The organism is Kordiimonas marina (assembly GCF_023006325.1).
Taxonomy (GTDB): Bacteria; Pseudomonadota; Alphaproteobacteria; order Sphingomonadales; family Kordiimonadaceae; genus Kordiimonas; species Kordiimonas marina.
The window spans coordinates 16,971-35,576 of sequence record NZ_JAINDF010000005.1 but is presented as its reverse complement, the minus strand read 5'-3'; the positions used below and the strand labels follow the sequence as shown (position 1 = coordinate 35,576).

Annotated in this window: 20 protein-coding genes; 7 read left to right on the top strand and 13 right to left on the bottom strand. The window is 61.6% G+C overall.

Translation table 11 applies throughout. The features are described 5' to 3' along the window. Nucleotides 1-40: 40 nt before the first annotated feature. The 4 genes from K6118_RS11965 to cmk form a co-directional block, all read right to left on the bottom strand. On the bottom strand, nt 41-415 hold the full coding sequence (locus tag K6118_RS11965) for a LapA family protein (RefSeq protein ID WP_247120595.1): 375 nt from the start codon (nt 413-415) through the stop codon (nt 41-43). 55 nt (nt 416-470) lie between these two features. Continuing rightward, on the bottom strand, nt 471-749 hold the full coding sequence (gene ihfB, locus K6118_RS11960; RefSeq protein WP_343269965.1) for an integration host factor subunit beta: 279 nt from the start codon (nt 747-749) through the stop codon (nt 471-473). Nucleotides 750-990: 241 nt separating this feature from the next. Next, nucleotides 991-2,685, bottom strand: coding sequence for a 30S ribosomal protein S1 (gene rpsA, locus K6118_RS11955; protein ID WP_247120593.1), 1,695 nt, complete (start codon nt 2,683-2,685; stop codon nt 991-993). 207 nt (nt 2,686-2,892) lie between these two features. Then, a complete protein-coding gene (cmk, locus tag K6118_RS11950) occupies nt 2,893-3,525 on the bottom strand; it encodes a (d)CMP kinase (protein WP_247120592.1) in 633 nt (210 codons plus the stop codon). Between the two features lie 191 nt (nt 3,526-3,716). Here cmk and K6118_RS11945 point away from each other — a divergent pair, with 191 nt between their 5' ends. Then, on the top strand, nt 3,717-4,106 hold the full coding sequence (locus tag K6118_RS11945) for a VOC family protein (protein WP_247120591.1): 390 nt from the start codon (nt 3,717-3,719) through the stop codon (nt 4,104-4,106). A gap of 224 nt (nt 4,107-4,330) precedes the next feature. Here K6118_RS11945 and purH read toward each other — a convergent pair whose 3' ends face one another. The 4 genes from purH to K6118_RS11925 form a co-directional block, all read right to left on the bottom strand. Beyond that, nucleotides 4,331-5,911 carry a bifunctional phosphoribosylaminoimidazolecarboxamide formyltransferase/IMP cyclohydrolase gene (gene purH / locus K6118_RS11940; RefSeq protein WP_247120590.1) on the bottom strand — a complete coding sequence of 527 codons (1,581 nt, stop codon included), beginning with the start codon at nt 5,909-5,911 and terminating at the stop codon, nt 4,331-4,333. 65 nt (nt 5,912-5,976) lie between these two features. After that, nucleotides 5,977-7,716 (bottom strand): heparinase II/III family protein, encoded by a 1,740-nt coding sequence (locus K6118_RS11935; protein ID WP_247120589.1) that lies wholly within the window; start codon nt 7,714-7,716, stop codon nt 5,977-5,979. Between the two features lie 40 nt (nt 7,717-7,756). Next, nucleotides 7,757-8,416, bottom strand: coding sequence for a ribulose-phosphate 3-epimerase (rpe, locus tag K6118_RS11930; RefSeq protein WP_247120588.1), 660 nt, complete (start codon nt 8,414-8,416; stop codon nt 7,757-7,759). A 71-nt stretch (nt 8,417-8,487) separates the two neighbouring features. Continuing rightward, nucleotides 8,488-9,840, bottom strand: a complete 1,353-nt coding sequence (locus K6118_RS11925; protein WP_247120587.1) for an RsmB/NOP family class I SAM-dependent RNA methyltransferase — start codon at nt 9,838-9,840, stop codon at nt 8,488-8,490. A 197-nt stretch (nt 9,841-10,037) separates the two neighbouring features. Here K6118_RS11925 and K6118_RS11920 point away from each other — a divergent pair, with 197 nt between their 5' ends. The 3 genes from K6118_RS11920 to olsB all read left to right on the top strand — a co-directional run bounded on the left by K6118_RS11920 (nt 10,038) and on the right by olsB (nt 13,088). Beyond that, complete coding sequence (locus K6118_RS11920) at nt 10,038-10,769, top strand: hypothetical protein (protein ID WP_247120586.1); 732 nt, start codon at nt 10,038-10,040, stop codon at nt 10,767-10,769. A gap of 11 nt (nt 10,770-10,780) precedes the next feature. Beyond that, a complete protein-coding gene (locus K6118_RS11915) occupies nt 10,781-12,127 on the top strand; it encodes an AmpG family muropeptide MFS transporter (RefSeq protein ID WP_247120585.1) in 1,347 nt (448 codons plus the stop codon). Between the two features lie 64 nt (nt 12,128-12,191). Further along, the gene (olsB, locus tag K6118_RS11910) at nt 12,192-13,088 is read left to right on the top strand and encodes a l-ornithine N(alpha)-acyltransferase (RefSeq protein WP_247120584.1); all 897 of its coding nucleotides are present in this window, start codon (nt 12,192-12,194) and stop codon (nt 13,086-13,088) included. Between the two features lie 87 nt (nt 13,089-13,175). On the opposite strand, the gene K6118_RS11905 is transcribed toward olsB, so the two are convergent. Genes K6118_RS11905 through K6118_RS11890 form a run of 4 tightly spaced genes read right to left on the bottom strand, consistent with a single transcriptional unit; the run spans nt 13,176 to nt 15,198 of the window. Continuing rightward, nucleotides 13,176-13,814 carry a DUF938 domain-containing protein gene (locus tag K6118_RS11905; RefSeq protein WP_247120583.1) on the bottom strand — a complete coding sequence of 213 codons (639 nt, stop codon included), beginning with the start codon at nt 13,812-13,814 and terminating at the stop codon, nt 13,176-13,178. Nucleotide 13,815: 1 nt separating this feature from the next. Then, on the bottom strand, nt 13,816-14,058 hold the full coding sequence (locus K6118_RS11900) for a hypothetical protein (protein WP_247120582.1): 243 nt from the start codon (nt 14,056-14,058) through the stop codon (nt 13,816-13,818). 13 nt (nt 14,059-14,071) lie between these two features. Further along, complete coding sequence (locus tag K6118_RS11895; protein WP_247120581.1) at nt 14,072-14,521, bottom strand: hypothetical protein; 450 nt, start codon at nt 14,519-14,521, stop codon at nt 14,072-14,074. After that, nucleotides 14,518-15,198 (bottom strand): EI24 domain-containing protein, encoded by a 681-nt coding sequence (locus K6118_RS11890; RefSeq protein ID WP_247120580.1) that lies wholly within the window; start codon nt 15,196-15,198, stop codon nt 14,518-14,520. The genes K6118_RS11895 and K6118_RS11890 overlap by 4 nt, the downstream gene beginning before the upstream one ends. Before the next feature lie 140 nt (nt 15,199-15,338). Between K6118_RS11890 and K6118_RS11885 the strand changes: the two genes are divergently transcribed. Next, on the top strand, nt 15,339-16,328 hold the full coding sequence (locus K6118_RS11885; protein WP_247120579.1) for an adenosine kinase: 990 nt from the start codon (nt 15,339-15,341) through the stop codon (nt 16,326-16,328). Between the two features lie 22 nt (nt 16,329-16,350). Here the strand turns inward: K6118_RS11885 and htpX are convergent, their stop codons facing one another. Beyond that, complete coding sequence (gene htpX / locus K6118_RS11880; RefSeq protein ID WP_247120578.1) at nt 16,351-17,265, bottom strand: zinc metalloprotease HtpX; 915 nt, start codon at nt 17,263-17,265, stop codon at nt 16,351-16,353. A 199-nt stretch (nt 17,266-17,464) separates the two neighbouring features. Between htpX and K6118_RS11875 the strand changes: the two genes are divergently transcribed. Beyond that, nucleotides 17,465-18,355, top strand: coding sequence for a CPBP family intramembrane glutamic endopeptidase (locus K6118_RS11875; protein ID WP_247120577.1), 891 nt, complete (start codon nt 17,465-17,467; stop codon nt 18,353-18,355). Between the two features lie 30 nt (nt 18,356-18,385). Continuing rightward, a complete protein-coding gene (locus K6118_RS11870) occupies nt 18,386-18,580 on the top strand; it encodes a DUF1674 domain-containing protein (RefSeq protein ID WP_247120576.1) in 195 nt (64 codons plus the stop codon). Nucleotides 18,581-18,606 lie beyond the last annotated feature (26 nt).

Here is an 18,606-nt window from a genome sequence, read left to right as displayed (position 1 = left end):
GGTATCCGGAAAAGCGAACCTGAGACGGCTTTAGCGCGCTTTAGGGCTTTTTGACAAGGCCGGATGCCGTCGCGGCTGGGTCGGCGGCAGCTGCGTGGGCCTCCGCCGCATGGCCCTTATGGGCATCTTCCGCCATGGCCGCGACCTGGGTTTCCAGTTGGCCAGCCCGGCGTTCGGCCTGGCGCCTTTTGGTGAAGCCCTTGAGCCGCAGCCAGCCGGTGACGGCGCCCGCGACAATGAGCCCGATGAAGATGCCGAGGAACAGCAAGCCATAGGCCGGCATGCTGATGGTGAAACTGAAGGGATCGAACCGGAGCGGAATGGCTTCCCGGTTGTTGACGGAGAAGAACACAAGGGCCAGGGCAAGCGCGAGCCAGAAAAGACGCCGAATCAGTATGGCAAACGAACGGGCCATGGTGTTCCTGTCTGGGCGGGCATCCGGGGACGTCTGCCCCCGGTCGTGCGGGTTATCAGCCGTTCAGGCGTTCCCGCAGGTCCTTGCCGGTCTTGAAATAAGGGACGCGTTTTTCCGCCACTTCGACTTTTTCCCCGGTGCGCGGGTTGCGTCCGACACGTGCAGGCCTGTCTTTAACGGAAAAGGCACCAAAACCGCGGAGTTCGACCCGGTCGCCTTGGGCGAGGGCCGAGGTAATTTCGTCGAAAATCTTGGAAACAATACGTTCCACGTCCCGATAAAAAAGATGCGGATTGGCTTCAGCAATTTTGGCAATCAACTCGGACTTAATCATCCTAGGTCCTCCCGTGGGGCGAAATTCATCGTCACTCAATACCAAAGTCACCCGTGTGCGTTTGTCTGAGCGTGCCATCTGATGACGCGTACGTCAATATAAGTCTTTCAAAGGAAAGGGCTTTTATTCGCTCTTTGTCTCGATTCGGGTATTTTCCAGTTTCGGTATGGTCGGTGAGGGCAAAGAAAAAGGCCGCCCGCGGGTGCGGACGGCCTTCCTGAGACTGATAAGCGAATGCTTATTATTTGTCTTCTTTGGCTTTCTCAAGCGCAGCGCCGAGGATATCGCCCAGGCTCGCGCCCGAGTCTGCCGACCCATACTGCTCGACAGCGGCTTTTTCTTCCGCAACTTCAAGCGCTTTGATCGACAGGTTCACCTTGCGGCTCGACCGGTCAACACCGGTAACCATGGCGTCAACCTTGTCACCGACAGCGAAGCGCTCAGGGCGCTGGTCGCCGCGGTCGCGGGCCAGGTCGGAGCGGCGGATGAAGCTGGTCATGCCAGTTTCGCCAACTTCTACCTCGATGCCATTGTCGTTAACGGCCTTGACGACACAGGTAACCTGCTCGCCTTTCTTCTTGGCCGAAACGTTGGCAAACGGATCGCCGGACAGCTGCTTGATGCCGAGGCTGATGCGCTCTTTCTTGGTGTCGACGTCGAGAACGACAGCTTTGACCATGTCGCCCTTCTTGAAGTCCTGGATGGCTTCCTCGCCCGAACGCTCCCAATCGAGGTCGGAGAGGTGAACCATGCCGTCGACATCGCCGTCGAGGCCAATGAACAGACCGAATTCGGTGATGTTCTTGACTTCGCCTTCGATCTCGGTGCCGGCCGGGTATTTAGCCGAGAAGGCTTCCCACGGGTTCTCGCCACACTGCTTGAGGCCGAGGGAGATACGACGCTTGGCCGGGTCCACTTCGAGGACCATGACTTCGACTTCCTGGCTCGTCGAAACGATTTTGCCAGGATGGACGTTTTTCTTGACCCAGCTCATCTCGCTGACGTGGACAAGGCCTTCAACGCCGGACTCGAGCTCAACAAACGCACCGTAATCGGTGATGTTGGTGACAACGCCCTTGAACTTGGCGCCAACCGGGTATTTGGCTTCGATGCCTTCCCACGGATCGTCGGCCAGCTGCTTCATGCCGAGGCTGATGCGCTGGGTTTCCGGGTTGATGCGGATGATCTGAACCTTGACGGATTCGCCGATGGACAGAACTTCCGACGGGTGGTTGACACGGCGCCAGCTGATGTCGGTGACGTGCAGGAGGCCGTCGATGCCGCCGAGGTCAACGAACGCACCGTAATCGGTGATGTTCTTGACAACGCCTTCAACGCTGTCGCCTTCGTTGATCTTGTTCATCAGTTCAGCGCGCTGACCGGCACGGTCTTCCTCGAGAACGGCGCGGCGCGAAACAACGATGTTGCCACGGCGACGGTCCATCTTGAGGATCTGGAACGGCTGCTCGATGTTCATCAGCGGGGTGATGTCACGGATCGGACGGATGTCGACCTGGCTGCCCGGCAGGAAGGCCACGGCACCCGACAGGTCAACCGTGAAGCCGCCTTTGACGCGGCCGAAGATAACGCCGTCAACGCGGGCGTCGCCTTCGAAGGCTTTTTCAAGCGCTTCCCAGGCTTCTTCGCGGCGGGCTTTATCGCGGGACAGGATGGCTTCGCCGAGGGCGTTTTCGATGCGGTCTACAAAGACTTCAACATCGTCGCCAACTTTGATTTCGGCGGCCTTGCCAGCAGAAGCAAATTCTTTAAGGGGTACACGACCTTCGGCTTTGAGCCCGATGTCGATGATGGCGAAGTCGTTTTCGATCGCAACAACTTTACCAGGAACTACGTTGCCTTCGAAGCCGTCTTCGGTCGGCAGAGTTTCATTGAGAAGCGCCTCAAAATCGGAGAGGCTCGGCATTTGTGCCGTCATGGATGGTATCCTTTCAAGTTCATTCATTTTCGTGCCTGCCGGTTGGCTCCGGCGGTCTTCTCCCGAGGGGGTTAAAGTAAGGGTCGGGACCATCCCGCCCTTTTCCGGTCCCCCGGAAGCCTAAACACCAACAACAAAAGTCCGGATCGGCCGTCCTGATGGTCGGCCCCGGAGGGTTCCTGTGCAGCGTCTTCGGCTGTTGGGGCGTCAGAGCCTGGCTTTCACCTGCTCGGCCGCCCTTAAAAACACGGCGTCTATAGCTAAATTGGTCGTGTCAAGCAAGAGGGCATCTTCCGCGGGCCTCAAGGGCGCGTCGGCGCGGTTCATGTCGCGGTCGTCCCGGGCCTTCACATCTTTGAGGATTGCCTCGAAATCGGCGGCCTCGCCACGGCCTTCCATTTCGAGCGTGCGTCGGCGCGCGCGCTCCTCCGGGGAGGCGGTCACGAACAGTTTCACGTCGGCGTCCGGGCAGACGACGGTGCCGATATCGCGGCCATCCAGCACGGCGCCGGGCTTGCCGTCAGGCGGGTTTTTGGCGAAATTACGCTGGAATGCCAACAGGTTGGCGCGCACGGCCGGCACGGCGGCAACCTTGGAGGCAGCGCCCCCGGTGGCTTCGGTCCGGAGCTCGGGGTCGTCCATGAGCGCGAGGTCCAACCGGGCGGAAGCTTCGGTCGCCGCAGCCGCGTCAGCCGGGTCCCCCCCCGCGCGCAGCACGCTCAGGCCCACGGCGCGGTACAGTGCGCCGGTGTCCAGATAAGCGAAGCCGAAATCGTGCGCCAGCCTGCGCGCCAATGTGCCCTTGCCCGCCGCCGCCGGGCCGTCGATCGCGATAATCATAGCGAATCACCCCTTAACTTTGCCCGCCTTATAGGCCGAAAGCGGGACCTCCCGCCAGCCACAAATGCGGCTTTGACTCCTCCTCGGGGTATGATAAAAAGAACAAATAGCGAACATATAAAGCACCGAGCCACGACGGCGCCCGGCGCCCGTTCCATGGTGCCTGCCTGGCCAGATTGAGGAGTGAAGCCATGATCAAATCCCTGACCCCGGTCCTGCCGGTTGAGCGTATCGAGCCGACGGCGGCCTTCTTTGCCCATGTCGGGTTCAAGATCACCGTTTCGGTGCCGGAGGGCGACCATATGGGGTTCGCCATCCTCTCAAACGGCGACGTTGAAGTGATGGTGCAGACCAAGACCTCGATTGCCGAGGATTCGGCCGCCTTCGCCGACGCCGTGCAAACCGCGCCCGTGCTTCTGTTCGTGCAGGTGGACGATATCGACGCCGCCGACAAGGCGCTTAAGGGCGAGACGGTCATCATGCCGCGGCGCGAGACCTTCTACGGCTCGAAAGAAACCGGCTACCGCGAACCCGGCGGCCATTTCGTCACCTTCGCTCAGTTCCCCGAGGAAGCAGGCTGAGGGAAGTTAAGCGCGCTTGTGCCTCTCCCACCCTTGTCATTCCGGGGCGTGACCCCGGAATCCACACCCCTGTTTGAGACAGCGATGTCCGCGGCAGACTCACCATGGATTCCGGCATCAAGTGCCGGAATGACATAGGTGTGTGGGATCAGTGCTTGGTGCGAAAAGAAAAAGCCCCCGGCGGTTAATGCCGGGGGCTTTGTCGTTTCTGCGGGGCGCCTGCCTTAGTGGCGGAAGTGGCGCATCCCGGTGAAGACCATGGCGAGGCCGGCTTCGTCGGCAGCCTGGATCACTTCATCGTCGCGCATGGATCCGCCCGGCTGGATAACCGCGGTGGCCCCGGCTTCGGCGGCGGCGAGCAGGCCGTCGGCGAACGGGAAGAAGGCGTCCGAGGCGACGACCGAGCCCTTGGCGAGGCTTTCGCTCTCCCCGGCCATCTCGGCGGCTTCACCGGCACGGATGGCGGCGATGCGGCTGCTGTCACGGCGGTTCATCTGGCCGGCGCCGACGCCGACGGTCATGCCGTCCCGCACATAAACGATGGCGTTGGATTTCACATGCTTGGCGACCTGGAAGGCGAACAGCATGTCCTTCAGTTCAGCCTCACTGGGCGCGCGCTTGGTCACCACCTTGAGGTCGTCGAGCGTGACGCGGCCCGTATCCCGGTTCTGCACCAGGAAGCCGCCCGCGACCGACTTGACCATCTTGGCTGCCTGCCCCGGCTGGGCAAGGCCGCCGGTGGTCAGGAGGCGAAGGTTCTTCTTCTTGGCGATGATGGCCTTGGCCTCATCCGAAACGCTCGGCGCGATGATGACCTCGGTGAAGATCTTGATGATCTCTTCAGCCGTTTCCGCGTCCAGCTCGCCATTCAGCGCCACGATGCCGCCGAAGGCCGAAACGGAATCGCACTTGAGCGCTTTCTCGTAGGCTTCCTTGAGGGAGCTGCCTGTTGCCACACCGCACGGGTTGGCGTGCTTGATGATGGCGACGGTCGGCACGGCCGGGTCAAATTCGCTGACCAGCTCAAACGCCGCGTCGGTGTCGTTGAGGTTATTGTAGGAAAGTTCCTTGCCCTGGTGCTGGACGGCGGTCGAGATGCCGGGGCGGTTTTCCGAGTTTTTGTAGAAGGCGGCAACCTGGTGCGGGTTTTCGCCGTAGCGGCATTCCTGCACCTTCACGCCCGCGAACGGCATCCGGTCCGGGAAGTCTTCGCCGATCTGGCCCGCGAACCACTGGCTGATGGCAGCGTCATAGGCGCCGGTGCGGCTGTAGGCCTTGGCCGCAAGCTTGCGGCGGGTCTCATGGCTGGTGCCGCCGGTGGCTTCGATCTCGTTGATGACCGCGGCATAGTCGGCCGGGTCGGTGATGATGGCGACCGAGCGGTGGTTTTTCGCGGCCGAGCGCACCATCGACGGGCCGCCGATGTCGATATTTTCGATGCAGGTTTCGAAGTCGGCGCCGGAGGCCACCGTTGCTTCGAACGGATACAGGTTCACCGCCACTAGGTCGATTGCGCCGATGTCGTGGTCCTTCATCGCTTTCACGTGGTCGTCATTGTCACGTAGCGCCAGAAGCCCGCCGTGGATTTTCGGGTGCAGGGTCTTGACCCGCCCGTCCATCATTTCCGGGAAGCCGGTATAATCCGCCACTTCGCGCACCTTGATGCCCGCGTCGCGGATCATTTTGGCGGAGCCGCCGGTTGACAGGATTTCGACGCCCTTATCGGCCAAGACCTTGGCGAGGTCCAGAAGACCGGTCTTGTCCGAAACAGACAGAAGCGCGCGTTTGATGGTGACTGTATCCATTGTTCAGTTTGCCTTATCCAAATTTGGCCTCGTCTCTTGCGCGGGTCCGTGTTTCCCGGCGGGTGTCAGAGGCTCATCTCACTCAATACCCAATTACAGATGGGCGCGTTTGTCCCCTCCCGGTCCACCCGCACCACAATCTGGCGGGTGGGACGCGGATGATCGGGCCGGCTGAGGTAAAGGCTGTCCTCTATCTCGGCGTCGCCGCCATCCACATCGAAAATCCATGTCTTGCCGCTTTTGGTCTCAAGCGTAATCCGGCCATCCGGTGCCTTGAGCGCCGAGATGTCCGGGTGCAGGTGGAAGCGCAGGATGATCTCCCGGTCCCCCAGCTTCTTGAGCTTCGGCCCGAAAACCTTGTCGCTGCCGCGCAGGCGCTTGCCGTCGCTTTCCATGAAGAAGCTGCGTTCATGCTTGACGCCGAAGCGCTTGAGGTAGCCGTCATGCAGCACCTTCAGGTGCACGCCTTCGTCCGATACTTCGCGGATGGTCAGCGTTTCGGCCACACCCGGGCCCAGTCGTCCGTCATCCAGAATGCGCGTGCTGTTGCGGTCGCCGATCACCAGCGCCGAATGCGCGGCGGTGGTGCGTGAAAGCCGGTCCAGGTCCGGGATGGTGCCGCGCCTGGACGCCGGGCCGACGTTGACGATCATGCGTTCCTGTCCGACCGAAAACTCGAACGACCCGGTCCCGGCGTGCGACCGGCCGGACAGGGCCGGTGCGGGCGGTGTCCCGGCGTCGGCGATCAAGAGGCTGGTGCCTGCGGCGATGCGCTGGAAGCCGGTGTGGGCGGCGTTTTCGATCGCCTTGCCGCGGGCCTCGGAAGCCGCGAGGATCGCATCGGTGCCGTGGCCGCCTTCGGCGGAGACACCGGCAAACTGCGCGAAGCTGCCGTCGGCATGGCGCATGGCGCGCACAAAAGGCGCGATCCGGTCCAGCGTGGTCTGCAACCAGTTCGGCGGGACCTTGTTGGTGTCGATGGCGGCGCCGCGCACGAGGATCAAGAGCTGCATGGTGCGGATGGCGTCCGACGTGTTGCGGCTCGCGGGCCCGCCGTCCGGCAGGATGAAGGCCGTCAGCGTGCGCTCAAGCGCCTTGGTGCCGCGGGCGAGCCAGGCGTCGCCGCCCGGCAGCAGCAGCCCGGCCAGCATCAGCGCCACGCCGGTATAGACCTGCGGCAGGCCTGCGTCGGCATCGCCGTGCGTGCGCATCAGGTGGCGGGTCTGGCGCGCCATGCTATTGAGAACGCTGGAGCGGTAGATAAGATCCTTCGCCGACAGAATGAGCGGCGCATGGACCAGCCAGTTGATCAGCCTGCGCGCCAGCGTTTCCGCCTGCCAGATTTCAGCGTCCCAGTTTTCGCCGTAGGGCAGCCACCAGCCGAGGATGGTCTCACCAGCGTCGCGCGCTTTCACCTGGTCGCCGACCTGGGCCAGGTCCTGCAGCCAGTGGAAGCTGTGGGCATATTTGCGGAATTCGGGGGAGGCGGTGTGCAGATGGTCCCAGAAGTCTTCACCGAGCGCGCGGCGTTCGCCTTCATGCAGCATGTCGCCGCCGAAAATGGCGGACCCGAGTGTGGCGTTGCCGGGGGCCGGGTCATCGGGGCTCGCCAGCAGCTTGACCGGGTGGCGGCCTTTAAGCCGCGGGCTATAAAGCGCGGAGCCATACCCCCATTCGCGGACCTGCCGTCCGGCGCGGGTGAAAAGCTGGACCAGGAAGCCGGGGCCTTGGTCGCGCCTGAGCGTCACGCGCGTGAGCGGCGCCTTGGATGCATAGCCGGCAATCTGATCGAAGGCCGCGTTCATCGCCGCCTGCTCCCTTTCGTAACGGTGTGGCCCCTAAGGGTTATCCTCTAAGAGCCTTCATGTTGGCGGCATACATGGACGCCCCGCCCCCAAAGGTAGCGCTGCCGGCGACGAGAACGTCGGCCCCGGCGGCAATGACCTGCTTGGCGGTTTCGGCGTTGACGCCCCCATCAACTTCAAGGTCGATGTCGAGCCCGAGCGCATCGATGCGCTTGCGGATGGCTTCAATCTTCCTCAGTTGGCTTGAGATGAAGCTCTGGCCACCGAAGCCCGGGTTGACGGACATCACCAGGATCAGGTCCAGCTCTTCATAAAGATAGTCGATGCTGCTTTCAGGCGTGGACGGGTTCAAGGAAACCCCGGCCTTGGCTCCGGTGGCCTTGATGGCCTGCAGCGTGCGGTGGGTATGCGCGCCGGCTTCCACATGGGCCGTGATGATATCCGCGCCTGCGGCGGCGAACGCCTCGATATAGGGATCGACCGGCGCGATCATCAGATGGACGTCGAACACCTTTTTCGTGTGTGGCCGCAAGGCTTTAACCACATCCGGGCCGATGGTGATGTTGGGGACGAAATGGCCGTCCATCACATCGATATGGATATAGTCGGCACCGGCTTCGTCAACGGCACGGACTTCCTCGCCCAGGCGGGCGAAGTCGGCGGACAGGATCGACGGTGCTATGCGGGTCGGCTTTTGCATGGGGTTTTTCCTATCAGTTTGGCCTCGCTCCCGCAAGCGTGCAGAAGGGGGCCGCGTCACGATTTTTTGGCTTATTCCTGCCGGGTGAGCCGGGCGGCGTAAAAGCCGTCCATCCCGCCGCTCTCTGCAAGGCAGGACGGCAGGCACAAAAGGTCGCCCTCTTCGGTGATCAGCTCGGCCAGGTCGCCCACCTCAGCGGCCCCAATCGCCACGCGTTTCGCGGCCTTGGTGTGGGCGAGGAACGCGGCGATCTGGTCCCTGCCCTCACCGGGCTCCAGCGAGCAGACACAGTAGACAAGCGTGCCGCCCACCGGCAGCAGGCTGAAGGCATGGTCGAGGATGCGGGCCTGAAGCGCGGTCAGCTTGGCGACATCCTCGGGTGATTTCGACCACAGAAGGTCCGGGTTGCGGCGCAGCGTGCCGGTGGCGCTGCACGGCGCGTCGAGGAGGATATGGTCCGTAGGCTCAGCCGGTTTGAAGCGCGCGGCATCGCCGACCTTGATGTCGGCCTTGAGGCCGGTGCGCGCCAGGTTGGCCGACAGCCGCTTGAGCCGGTTTTCCGAGCGGTCGACTGCCGTGACCTTGGCGCCCAGGCTTGCCAGCTGCAGGGTCTTGCCGCCGGGGGCCGCGCATAGATCGAGCACGGATTTGCCCGTGAGGTCGCCAAGCAGCGTTGCCGGGATGGCGGCGGCCATATCCTGCACCCACCAGTCGCCGCTTTCGTAGCCTTCAAGCGCGGTGACGTCGGTGGACGCGCGGCGGAGGGAGCCTGTGGGCAACTCAGTGGCCTCCAGCTTCTCGGCCCAGGCCACGCGGGCGGCGGCGTCTTTCACCGTGATGTCGAGGCTGGGCTCGCTCTGCAGGCTTTTCGCCACCAGGCGGGTGGTCTCCGCGCCGTAAGCCGCTGACCAGCTTTTCCACAGCCAGCCGGGCAGGTCCTTTTCTGGCGTGGCATCCAGGGTGGCTGTGAGCGCGTCGCGCTCGCGGATCGCGCGGCGCAGGATGGCGTTCACGAGCCCCGCGAAGCCACGTTCCTTGCCGCTCAGCGTCTTGATCATATCCACCGTTTCATGGGTGGCGGCATGGTCTGCTGTGCGCATGAGCAAAATCTGTGCGAGCCCGGTAATCAGCGCGGCCTCGGTCCAGGTGGCATTCCGGGGGAGGCCCCGGTCGATCAGCGTGCCCAGCAGCGCTTTCAGACTGCCGTAACGGCGCAGGCACAGCATGACGAGGTTGAAGACGAAGGCGCGATCGCGCGCGTCCAGCCCCGCCTGTTTGGTGATTTCATCGAGCGCGGCATCGAACGGCCGGTTTTTCAGCGTCACCGCCAGCAGCGTGCGCACCGCCGCTTCACGCGGGCTGTGGCTATGCACCTGACGCGGCTTCTCGGCGCTGGCTTTCGCAGCGGCCGGTTTGCCGGTCATTGGCTTTTTGCCTCCCGGTTTTCCCGGGTAGTATTGCCGGGGTCTCCCTTGGGATTTGGGGGAGGCTGGTTTTTTTGTGCGCTCGGTCATGGCGCCTCATGGCATATTGTGCCTGCCTTTGAAAGGCCGAACTTGCATGTGCAGGATGAAAGCCCGTAACTAGGGGCCAGCCCAAGGGCTTTCAGGGAGGATACTATATGGAAAAGACCGTTACCATCGCGTCGCGTTTCAACGGCCCACCGTCGAGCGCCAACGGCGGCTATGCCTGTGGGCTCATGGCCAGCCTGATCGACGGCCCGGCGGAAGCGAGCCTGAAGGCGCCGCCGCCGCTCGATAAACCCCTCACGCTCAGGGGTGAAAGTGGCGAGGCACGACTTTATGATGGTGAAACGGTCATTGGTGTTGCACGTGCAACAGCCCTGACCCTTGATGTGCCGCAGATGCCACAGCCTTTGGTGTTGGGGCCGAGCCCGGTGGCGGCGCTTGAGGATAGCTCGGGCCGTCCGGTGGAGTTCGAGCCCTTCGGCGGCTGTTTCGTCTGCGGTCATAACCGCACGCCCGGGGACGGCCTCTGCATCCATGCCCATAAGGTCGAAGGCCATGACGGCCTGGTCGCCGCGCCGTGGAAAATCGATGAAAATCTTGCAGGATCAGATGGTTACGTCGACCCGGTCTATATCTGGTCGGCGCTTGATTGCACCGGCTATTACGCCTGTGCCGCCGGTCGTGCCGCCCTCCTCGGCCGCCTGAGCGCCGAAATCCTCGCGCCCTTGAAGGCCGAAGGCGACGCCACCGTCCTCGGCTGGGACCTGGGCTCCTCGGGGCGGAAACATCGTTGCGGAACAGCGATTTACGCCGCGGACGGCACGCTGATTGCCAAGGCCGAAGGCCTCTGGATCACCGTCGACCCCGCTAAAATCGCGGCCTGAGGGGTATGGGAATGGACCAGCACAAGGCCGATGGGGTCAGGGGCTTTCTCGAAGGTCTCCGACCCTACCACGACCGGCGTGCGATCGCCACGTTCGGGCTCGGCATGTCGAGCGGATTTCCGCTCACATTTGTGCTTTCGCTGATGGGAATCTGGCTGTCCCGCGCGCATGTGAGCCGCGCTGATGTTGGTCTGTTTGCGCTCATTACCACCTTTTACACCTGGAAATTCCTGTGGTCTCCCGCGATCGACAGGCTGCCGCTTGGGCCGATCACCCGGCGGTTCGGGCAACGGCGCGGCTGGCTTTTTGTCCTGCAAGCCCTTATGGCTGCAGCGCTTTTGGCGATCTCGGAACTTGATCCAGCAACCCAGCTTTACAGCGTTGCCGTCCTGGCTGCGTTGATTGCTTTCCTGTCGGCCAGCCAGGATATCGTCATTGATGCCTACCGCATCGAGATCGTCGGTGCAGATGATCAGGGGTACAGCGCCGCTTCTTATGTCTTCGGCTATCGGACCGCTAATTTTATCGCCGGGGCCGGTGTGGTTGCTTTCGCCTATTATTACGGGTGGTCGGCCGCGATAAAACTCCTGCCGCTCCTGCTTCTCCCCGGGGTCGTCGCGGCGCTGGTGATCGGGGAGCCTGAGCGCCCGGATGCTGATGTGTTCCTGAACGAAGAACGCCGCACGCATCCAATGAATCCCATTTTGATGCGGCTAAGGGAGGCGGTTGTCCTGCCTTTCAAAGAATTCGTCCGGCGCGACAATTGGTTTCTAATCCTGCTGTTTATCTTTCTGTTTAAGGCGGGTGATGCGGTTACGGCGGTTATGACTTCGCCGCTGATCGTCAATATGGGCTTTTCCGACCTCGATATTGCGGTAGCCAACAAAACCGTTGGCTTCGTCGCGTTGATGGTTGGCGTCGGGCTTGGCGCGATGCTTTACAAGCGGGCCGGAGTCTATCCGACGCTCATGTTCGTTGGGGTGTTGATGATGTTAACCAACCTCGGTTTTGCCTGGCTTGCAGCCGGTAAAAACGAGGGCTGGCGGTTGGCCATAACAATCGGGCTTGAAAATTTCGCGACCGGGCTGGGCACCACGGTGGTCATTGCTTATATGGCCGGGCTTTGTAACGCCAATTTTACCGCAACCCAGTTTGCGCTCCTGTCGTCACTTGGTAACCAGGCCCGAACTTTGTTGGGCGCTCCGAGCGGCTTCGTGTCTGAAGCCGTCGGTTGGGTTGATTTCTTCATTCTCGCCACCGCGCTCGCGCTGCCGGGCCTTATTGTGCTCATGATCTTGTGGAAAAAGGACATTCGCGCGGGTGATCTTGAAAATGTTACGGAGCCTGCCGACTTGTGATGTCATGATTTAGTAAAATAGTTGTAATATCGCTGCCACACCGTGTCCCTACTAGGATGGCTCTATGAAAAGATATGCACCCATTCGCCCCACTGTCGCCGCCGCGCAAGCCATGGCCGGGGCGCCGTCTTATGTACGGCAAGGTAGTCTGGAAGTGCGGCTCGCTCGCTCTTTCAAGGAAATCAAAGCCGCGCAAAAGCTGCGCTACAAGATTTTCTATGAGGAAATGCAGGCCAAGCCGGACTGGCGGATGCGCATGGCCAAGCGCGATATCGACGCCTATGACGTGGTGTGCGACCATCTTCTGGTCATCGACCATGACCGGAAGAAAAAGAAACAGATCGTCGGCACCTACCGGCTTCTGCGCCAGGAAGTGGCCCAGGCGCACCGTGGCTTCTATTCCGCCGGTGAGTTCGACCTCACGTCGCTGATGTCAGGCCCGTTCAAGGAACAGATGGGCCCGGATCGCCAGCTGCTGGAGCTCGGCCGCTCCTGCGTGCATAAGGATTACCGCGCCAACAGCACCATCAATATGCTGTGGAAGGGCATCGCCGAATATCTGAAGCAGCATAATATCGCTTACATGTTCGGCTGCGCGAGCTTCGAGGGCACCGACCCGGAAGCGTTCAAGGAAGCCTTTGCTTATCTCTACCACAACCATCTGGTCGCCGATGACTTCAAGGTCCGCGCGCTCGATGGCCAGTTTGTCGAGATGAACACCATGGCCGCTGACGAGATCGACGTGAAGCGTGCCCGCCGCGCCCTGCCGCCCCTGGTCAAAGGCTATCTGCGGATCGGTTGCTTCATCGGCGACGGCGCCGTGGTCGATGAACAGTTCGGTACCACGGACGTGTTCATCCTTTTGCCGGTCGAACGTATCGCCAGCCGCTATTCCAAGCATTATGACCTGGGCGCGGAAGCGAACGACACCGAAGAGAAAAAGCTTGCCGCCGCGCTTTAAACCCGCCGCGACCGAGAAATCAAACAAACGCCCCGGCTTTTCGGGGCGTTTTCTGTTTGTCTAATGTCGTTTTGGACGACTTCAGGGTTATTTCCTGAAAATCAGTGAGAAATTATTGGTGGGCATCTCGACGATCGTCGGCGTGCCGAACCCGGCCTCTGTTGCCAGGTCGGTTACCGCTTCCATGTCTCGCAGGCCCCAGGCCGGGTCATGGGATTTGAGGTGGGCATCAAAAGCTTCGTTCGACGGTGCCGTGTGCGCCCCCCCGCGCCTGTAGGGGCCATAGAGAAACAGCACCCCACCACCCCCGAGCAGGTCGGCTGCGCCCGCGATCAACGCTTCGGCGACCGCCCAGGGCGCGATATGGATGAGGTTGTTGGCGGTAATGGCGGTGACGGGTGCAGGCAGGTCATGAACCGGCCAGGGCTCCAGCACATTGAGCGCGCGGGGGGCGAGCAGGTTTTCGGCGCCCGCCTCTGCCCGCCAGGCCTCTATGCTGGCAATGTGCCGTGGGTCTAAATCGGTCGGCTGCCAATGCAGATGGCTGAGCCGGGGGGCAAAATGCACCGCGTGCTGGCCGGTGCCGCTGGCAATTTCCAACACCGTACCCGCGCTTGGCAAATGGTCGAGCAGGACCTCCAGGATGGCGTCCTTGTTGCGCTCAGCGGCAGGGGCGTGCAGCTTGCCCTCTTCGCTGATCTGGTCTGGGTTGAAGAAGCGGGCCATGTCAACGCTGCAGCTTGTTCTTGAAATGGAACAGCAGGTAAAGCGGCACGACGATGGTGGCGCCGAGCAGCACATAATTGAGCCCGATCCCGACAAGCCAATCCCAGGCGGCGGCGATTTTGTTGATGATCCAGGCGTATACTTCCCCCGGGCTCCAGTTAAGCCAATAGAGAAGGGCGCCGACGAGGAAGCTCCAGACGGTCAGCTTCAGGATCAGGCCGAAATCGATACGCGGGCTTGTCATGGGTGTTGTTTCCTCAATTCCGTTCTTCACGCCATTGGCCACCCGGCAGGATATCGGTCAGGCAGGCTGAGGCGTCGACAGGGGTGCCCTGGCGGGTGCGGGCGCTGATGTTTTTCGCACGGAAATAGTCGCCCGGATGATCTTCGTAAAACACGACCTCAAGGACGCAGCTCGGTTTTTCGAACAGCATCACCTGGACGGTATTTTCCCGCCGGACAAGCGTGGGTTCACCGACAAGTGCCTGCACTTCCTTTGGGTTCAGGCCCGCCAGACGCTCAGGATTGGGCGGTTCAGGTTTCGGTGCCGGCGCTGGTGTCTCGGCCGCGGGCATCTCCACCGGTGCCGGGGCGGTGGCCTGGGGCGGCGGCGCGCTTTCAGGCGCGCAGGCTGCCAAGCTTAGAAACACTGAAACGGCAAGCGTTTTGACCGCAAACGTTCTGGCCGGGGCGATAGATTGGGTCACTGAGCCTCCCCGCTCTTCAAATACTGGAAAATATGGGTCATCACGGCAGCACCGATGATGGGTGCCAGAATATTGAGGAACGGGATGGCAAACAAGCCCGCAGTGACAGCGCCCCCCATAAACACCTTGCCGCTATAGCGGCTGCGCATCCGCTCCACCTCCTTGAGCGGCATGTGGCGTACCGCAACCATTTCAAAATATTCGCGGCCGAGCAGATAGCCGTTGATGGCGGCAAACAGGATGAGCGCGCCGGTGCCCGCAGTCGACAGGAACAGGATCAGATAAGGCACAAGCGCCAGCAGGTTGAGCGCGATCATCGCCAGCATCAGCTTGAGCGAACCCCACAGCATATCAAGGATAGGGACTGGCCGTGTGCCGACCCGGTGCGGATAATATTCTTCCTCGACCGCGGTGGCGATCTGGTCGGTCAACATGCCCATGACCATGCTGACGATGGCCGGGAACAGGGCGTAGGAGCCGATCAGGACAATGAGCCAATAGCCGGTCTCGTCGATCCAGTCATAGCCGGAGGTATAGCCTTTGGGCCACAGGGCATAGAGCACATACATCAGAAGCGCGAGAGTGACCGCAGCCACGCTCACGGCGGTTATGAATACCTTGCGGAATTTGGGGTGCAGCAACTGCTGCCAGGTTCGATTGAGGGCTGTGCCGATCATGGGTTTCCTCGCCGTGTTTATGGTGCCCTTGTGGGTGGGCTATCTTTCGTTTGCTGTTCTCCAAAGATAAGGGCGACGGCTTGTGCTTGCAATCCCGCAGGTCTTTTCTATGGTGCAAACAAACCATGAAGGAATTTCTTATGCCGCACGATATTCAGGTTCTTTGCATCGGCAACGCCATTGTCGACATTATCGCCCGCGTCGATGACGCCTTTCTGGATGAGCATGAGCGCATCAAGGGCTCAATGATGCTGGTCGACGCCGAAACCTCCGCCCGCATCTATGAAGGGATGCCGCCTGCGGTCGAACGTTCGGGCGGGTCGGCCGGGAACACGGCAGCGGGTGTTGCCTCCTTCGGTGGCAAGGCCGCCTATATCGGCAAGGTGCATGAGGACCAGCTTGGCGGCGTTTTCCGCCATGATATCCACGCGATCGGCGTTCATTATGAAACCCCGGCCAACACGGTGGGCGCGCCGACCGCGACCAGCATGATTCTGGTGACGCCGGATGCCGAACGCACCATGAGCACCTTCCTCGGCGCCTGTGGCGAGCTGACGGTGGATGATATCGACGAAGATCTGGTGTCCTCGGCGGCAGTTACCTATTTCGAAGGCTATCTGTGGGACCGGGACAACCAGAAGGAAGCGATCCTGAAGGCGATGGACATCGCCCACGCCGCGGGCAAGCAGGTGGCGCTGACGCTGTCCGACAGCTTCTGTGTCGACCGGTTCCGGACCGAGTTCAAGGACCTGGTCCATGACCGGGTCGATATCCTGTTCGCCAACGAAGAAGAGATCAAATCGCTCTATGAGGTCGATACTTTCGAGGAAGCGGCCAAGGAATTTGGTCCTTACGTCAAGCTGGCGGCGCTGACCCGGTCCGAAAAAGGTTCTGTGGTCATGACCAAGGACCAGACTGTCAGTGTGCCGGCCTATCCGGCCGAGGTGATGGATACCACGGGCGCGGGCGATCTGTATGCCGCCGGGTTCCTGTACGGATACACCAACGGGTATGACCTGGAGGCTTGCGCGCGCCTGGGTAGCTTGGCGGCTGCTGAGGTGATCTCCCATCTTGGCGCCCGGCCTGAAACCAGCCTGGCGGCGCTTAAGAAAGACCAGCTCGGCCTGTAAGCCGGGCTTCCTCCCTTAAGATTTATCCCCACGGCCCGCGGCGCGGGCTGTCGGTCCCGTGCGGGGTGCTTGTCGGCACCGAGGTCCGGCGCGGCCTTATGCCGCCCGCGATTTCCTGCAGGCGGGCAATGCGGTTTTCCGTGCTCGGGTGCGTCGCGAAAAGATTGTCGAACGCCTGGCCGTGCAGCGGGTTCACGATGAACAGGTGCGCTGTGGCCGGGTTCGCCTCGGCATCGCGGTTGACGATGTGGGCCGCCCCCGACTGCAGTTTGGCCAAGGCGCTGGCGAGCGCGAGCGGCTTGCCGGAGATTTCCGCGCTGCCGTGATCGGCGGCATATTCGCGCGTGCGGGAGATCGCCATCTGCACCAGCATGGCGGCCAGGGGCGCCAGGATCATCATCAGGATGGTGCCGACGAAGCCGAGCGGATTGTCGCGCCGACCGCCGAAGAAGAGCGCGAAGTTGGCCAGCATGGAAATGGCACCGGCGAGCGTGGCTGTCAGCGTCATCGTCAGCGTATCGCGGTTTTTGATGTGGGTCAGCTCATGTGCAAGCACTGCCTCGATCTCATCCCGGTTCAGGATGCGGAGAAGCCCGGTGGTGGCGGCGACGGCGGCATGGTCGGGGTTGCGGCCGGTCGCGAAGGCATTGGGCTGGTCATTCTCGATGATATAGACGGCGGGCATCGGCAGCCCGGCCCGCCGCGCCAACGTTTCAACGCTGCGGTAAAGCTCAGGCGCTGAGCGGGCATCCACCGGCTGCGCCCGGTGCATCTTCAGGACCAGCGTGTCTGCATTCCAATAGGCGATCATATTCATGGCGAAAGCGATGATGAAAGCGATCATCATGCCGCCCTGGCCCCCCAGCATATAGCCGAAGGCGAGGAACAAGCCGGTCATGGCGGCCATCAGAAGTGCGGTTCTGGCAAAGCCTTTCATGGCGAATACTCTCCGAAAAAACCTGTTCGTCCTGTCTTGTGCACGGTTCGTCTGTCCGGCCCTTTTAAGGACCGGATATATGTTCCTATATTTGGGGATGGCCCCACGGGGCTTCAAGAATGTCGCTTTTGCTTATCATGCGCGTGACGCTTCGGTATGACTGTAGACCGCGCAGAAGGGCAAAGGAGAAGGAGCGCAGATGAGTGCAAATGGTCAAACCGATACATTGCCGGCCGGCAAGGTCCTGGTGGCGGTGGCTCTGTTTCTGGCGCTGACAGCCCTCTTCAGCGCCGGGGCCTATGTGCTGGTGCTTCAGCTCGGTCTGTTGCGCTATTATATCGCCCTGTTGATGTGGGCGCCGGGGCTGGCCGCGCTTCTGAGCTGCAGGGTCATGGGCGTGAAGACCGCTTCCCTTGGCTGGCGCTGGGGCAACCCCCGCTGGACGGTGGCAGGCTATCTCCTGCCGGTTATCTACGGTGTTATCGCCTACGGCCTGATCTGGCAGCTGGGGCTTGGCGGCATGGGTAATACAGGCTTTGTCGTCGACCTTGGCCGCTATCTCGGCCTGTCCGGCTGGTCCGATGGCGCGACCCTGGCCTTCGGCATCGCCATTCTCGCCACCGTCGGCATGATCTGGCATGTGGCGACGGCGCTGGGCGAGGAAATCGGCTGGCGGGGCTTCCTGATGCCGCAGCTGATGCGCGTGATGCCGTTTCCGCTCGCCGCTCTGGTGACCGGCCTTGTCTGGTCGCTGTGGCATGTGCCGCTGATTTATTACACCACCTATAACGCCGGGCCGGTGAACCTGAATTTGCAGATGGCCTATTTCACGCTGCTGACGGTTGGCCTGTCGTTCATTATGGGCTATCTGAGGCTACGGTCCGGCAGCCTGTGGCCGGCAGCGGTGCTGCACGCGGCGCATAATGCCCTGGTGCTCAGCATCCTGCAGCCGATGACGGTGCAATATGCCGATACCTGGCGCTATGCCAACGAGTTCGGCCTTGTCCTGCCGGTTGTTGTGGCGTCGTTCGGGCTTGTTGCCTGGTACCGGGCATCGAAGGAAGGCCTGACAGGCCCTATCAGAGAGTAGCAAGGCCAGACCTGCCTTAAAGGAGCCACCATGGCGGATGTGAAGAAAAGCACGGATGAAGCTGGGGCCACGGACGCGGCTCCGAAAAAGCCTGAGACATCGCCTGCCCCTGAAACGGCGCCTGAAACGGCGCCTGAAACGGTGAAAGAGATTGGCGGCCGCCAAGGGCCCGAGCCGACCCGCTACGGGGACTGGGAAAAGAACGGCATCATTTCCGATTTCTGATTGAGCCGGGCGGTTACCCGGAAAGG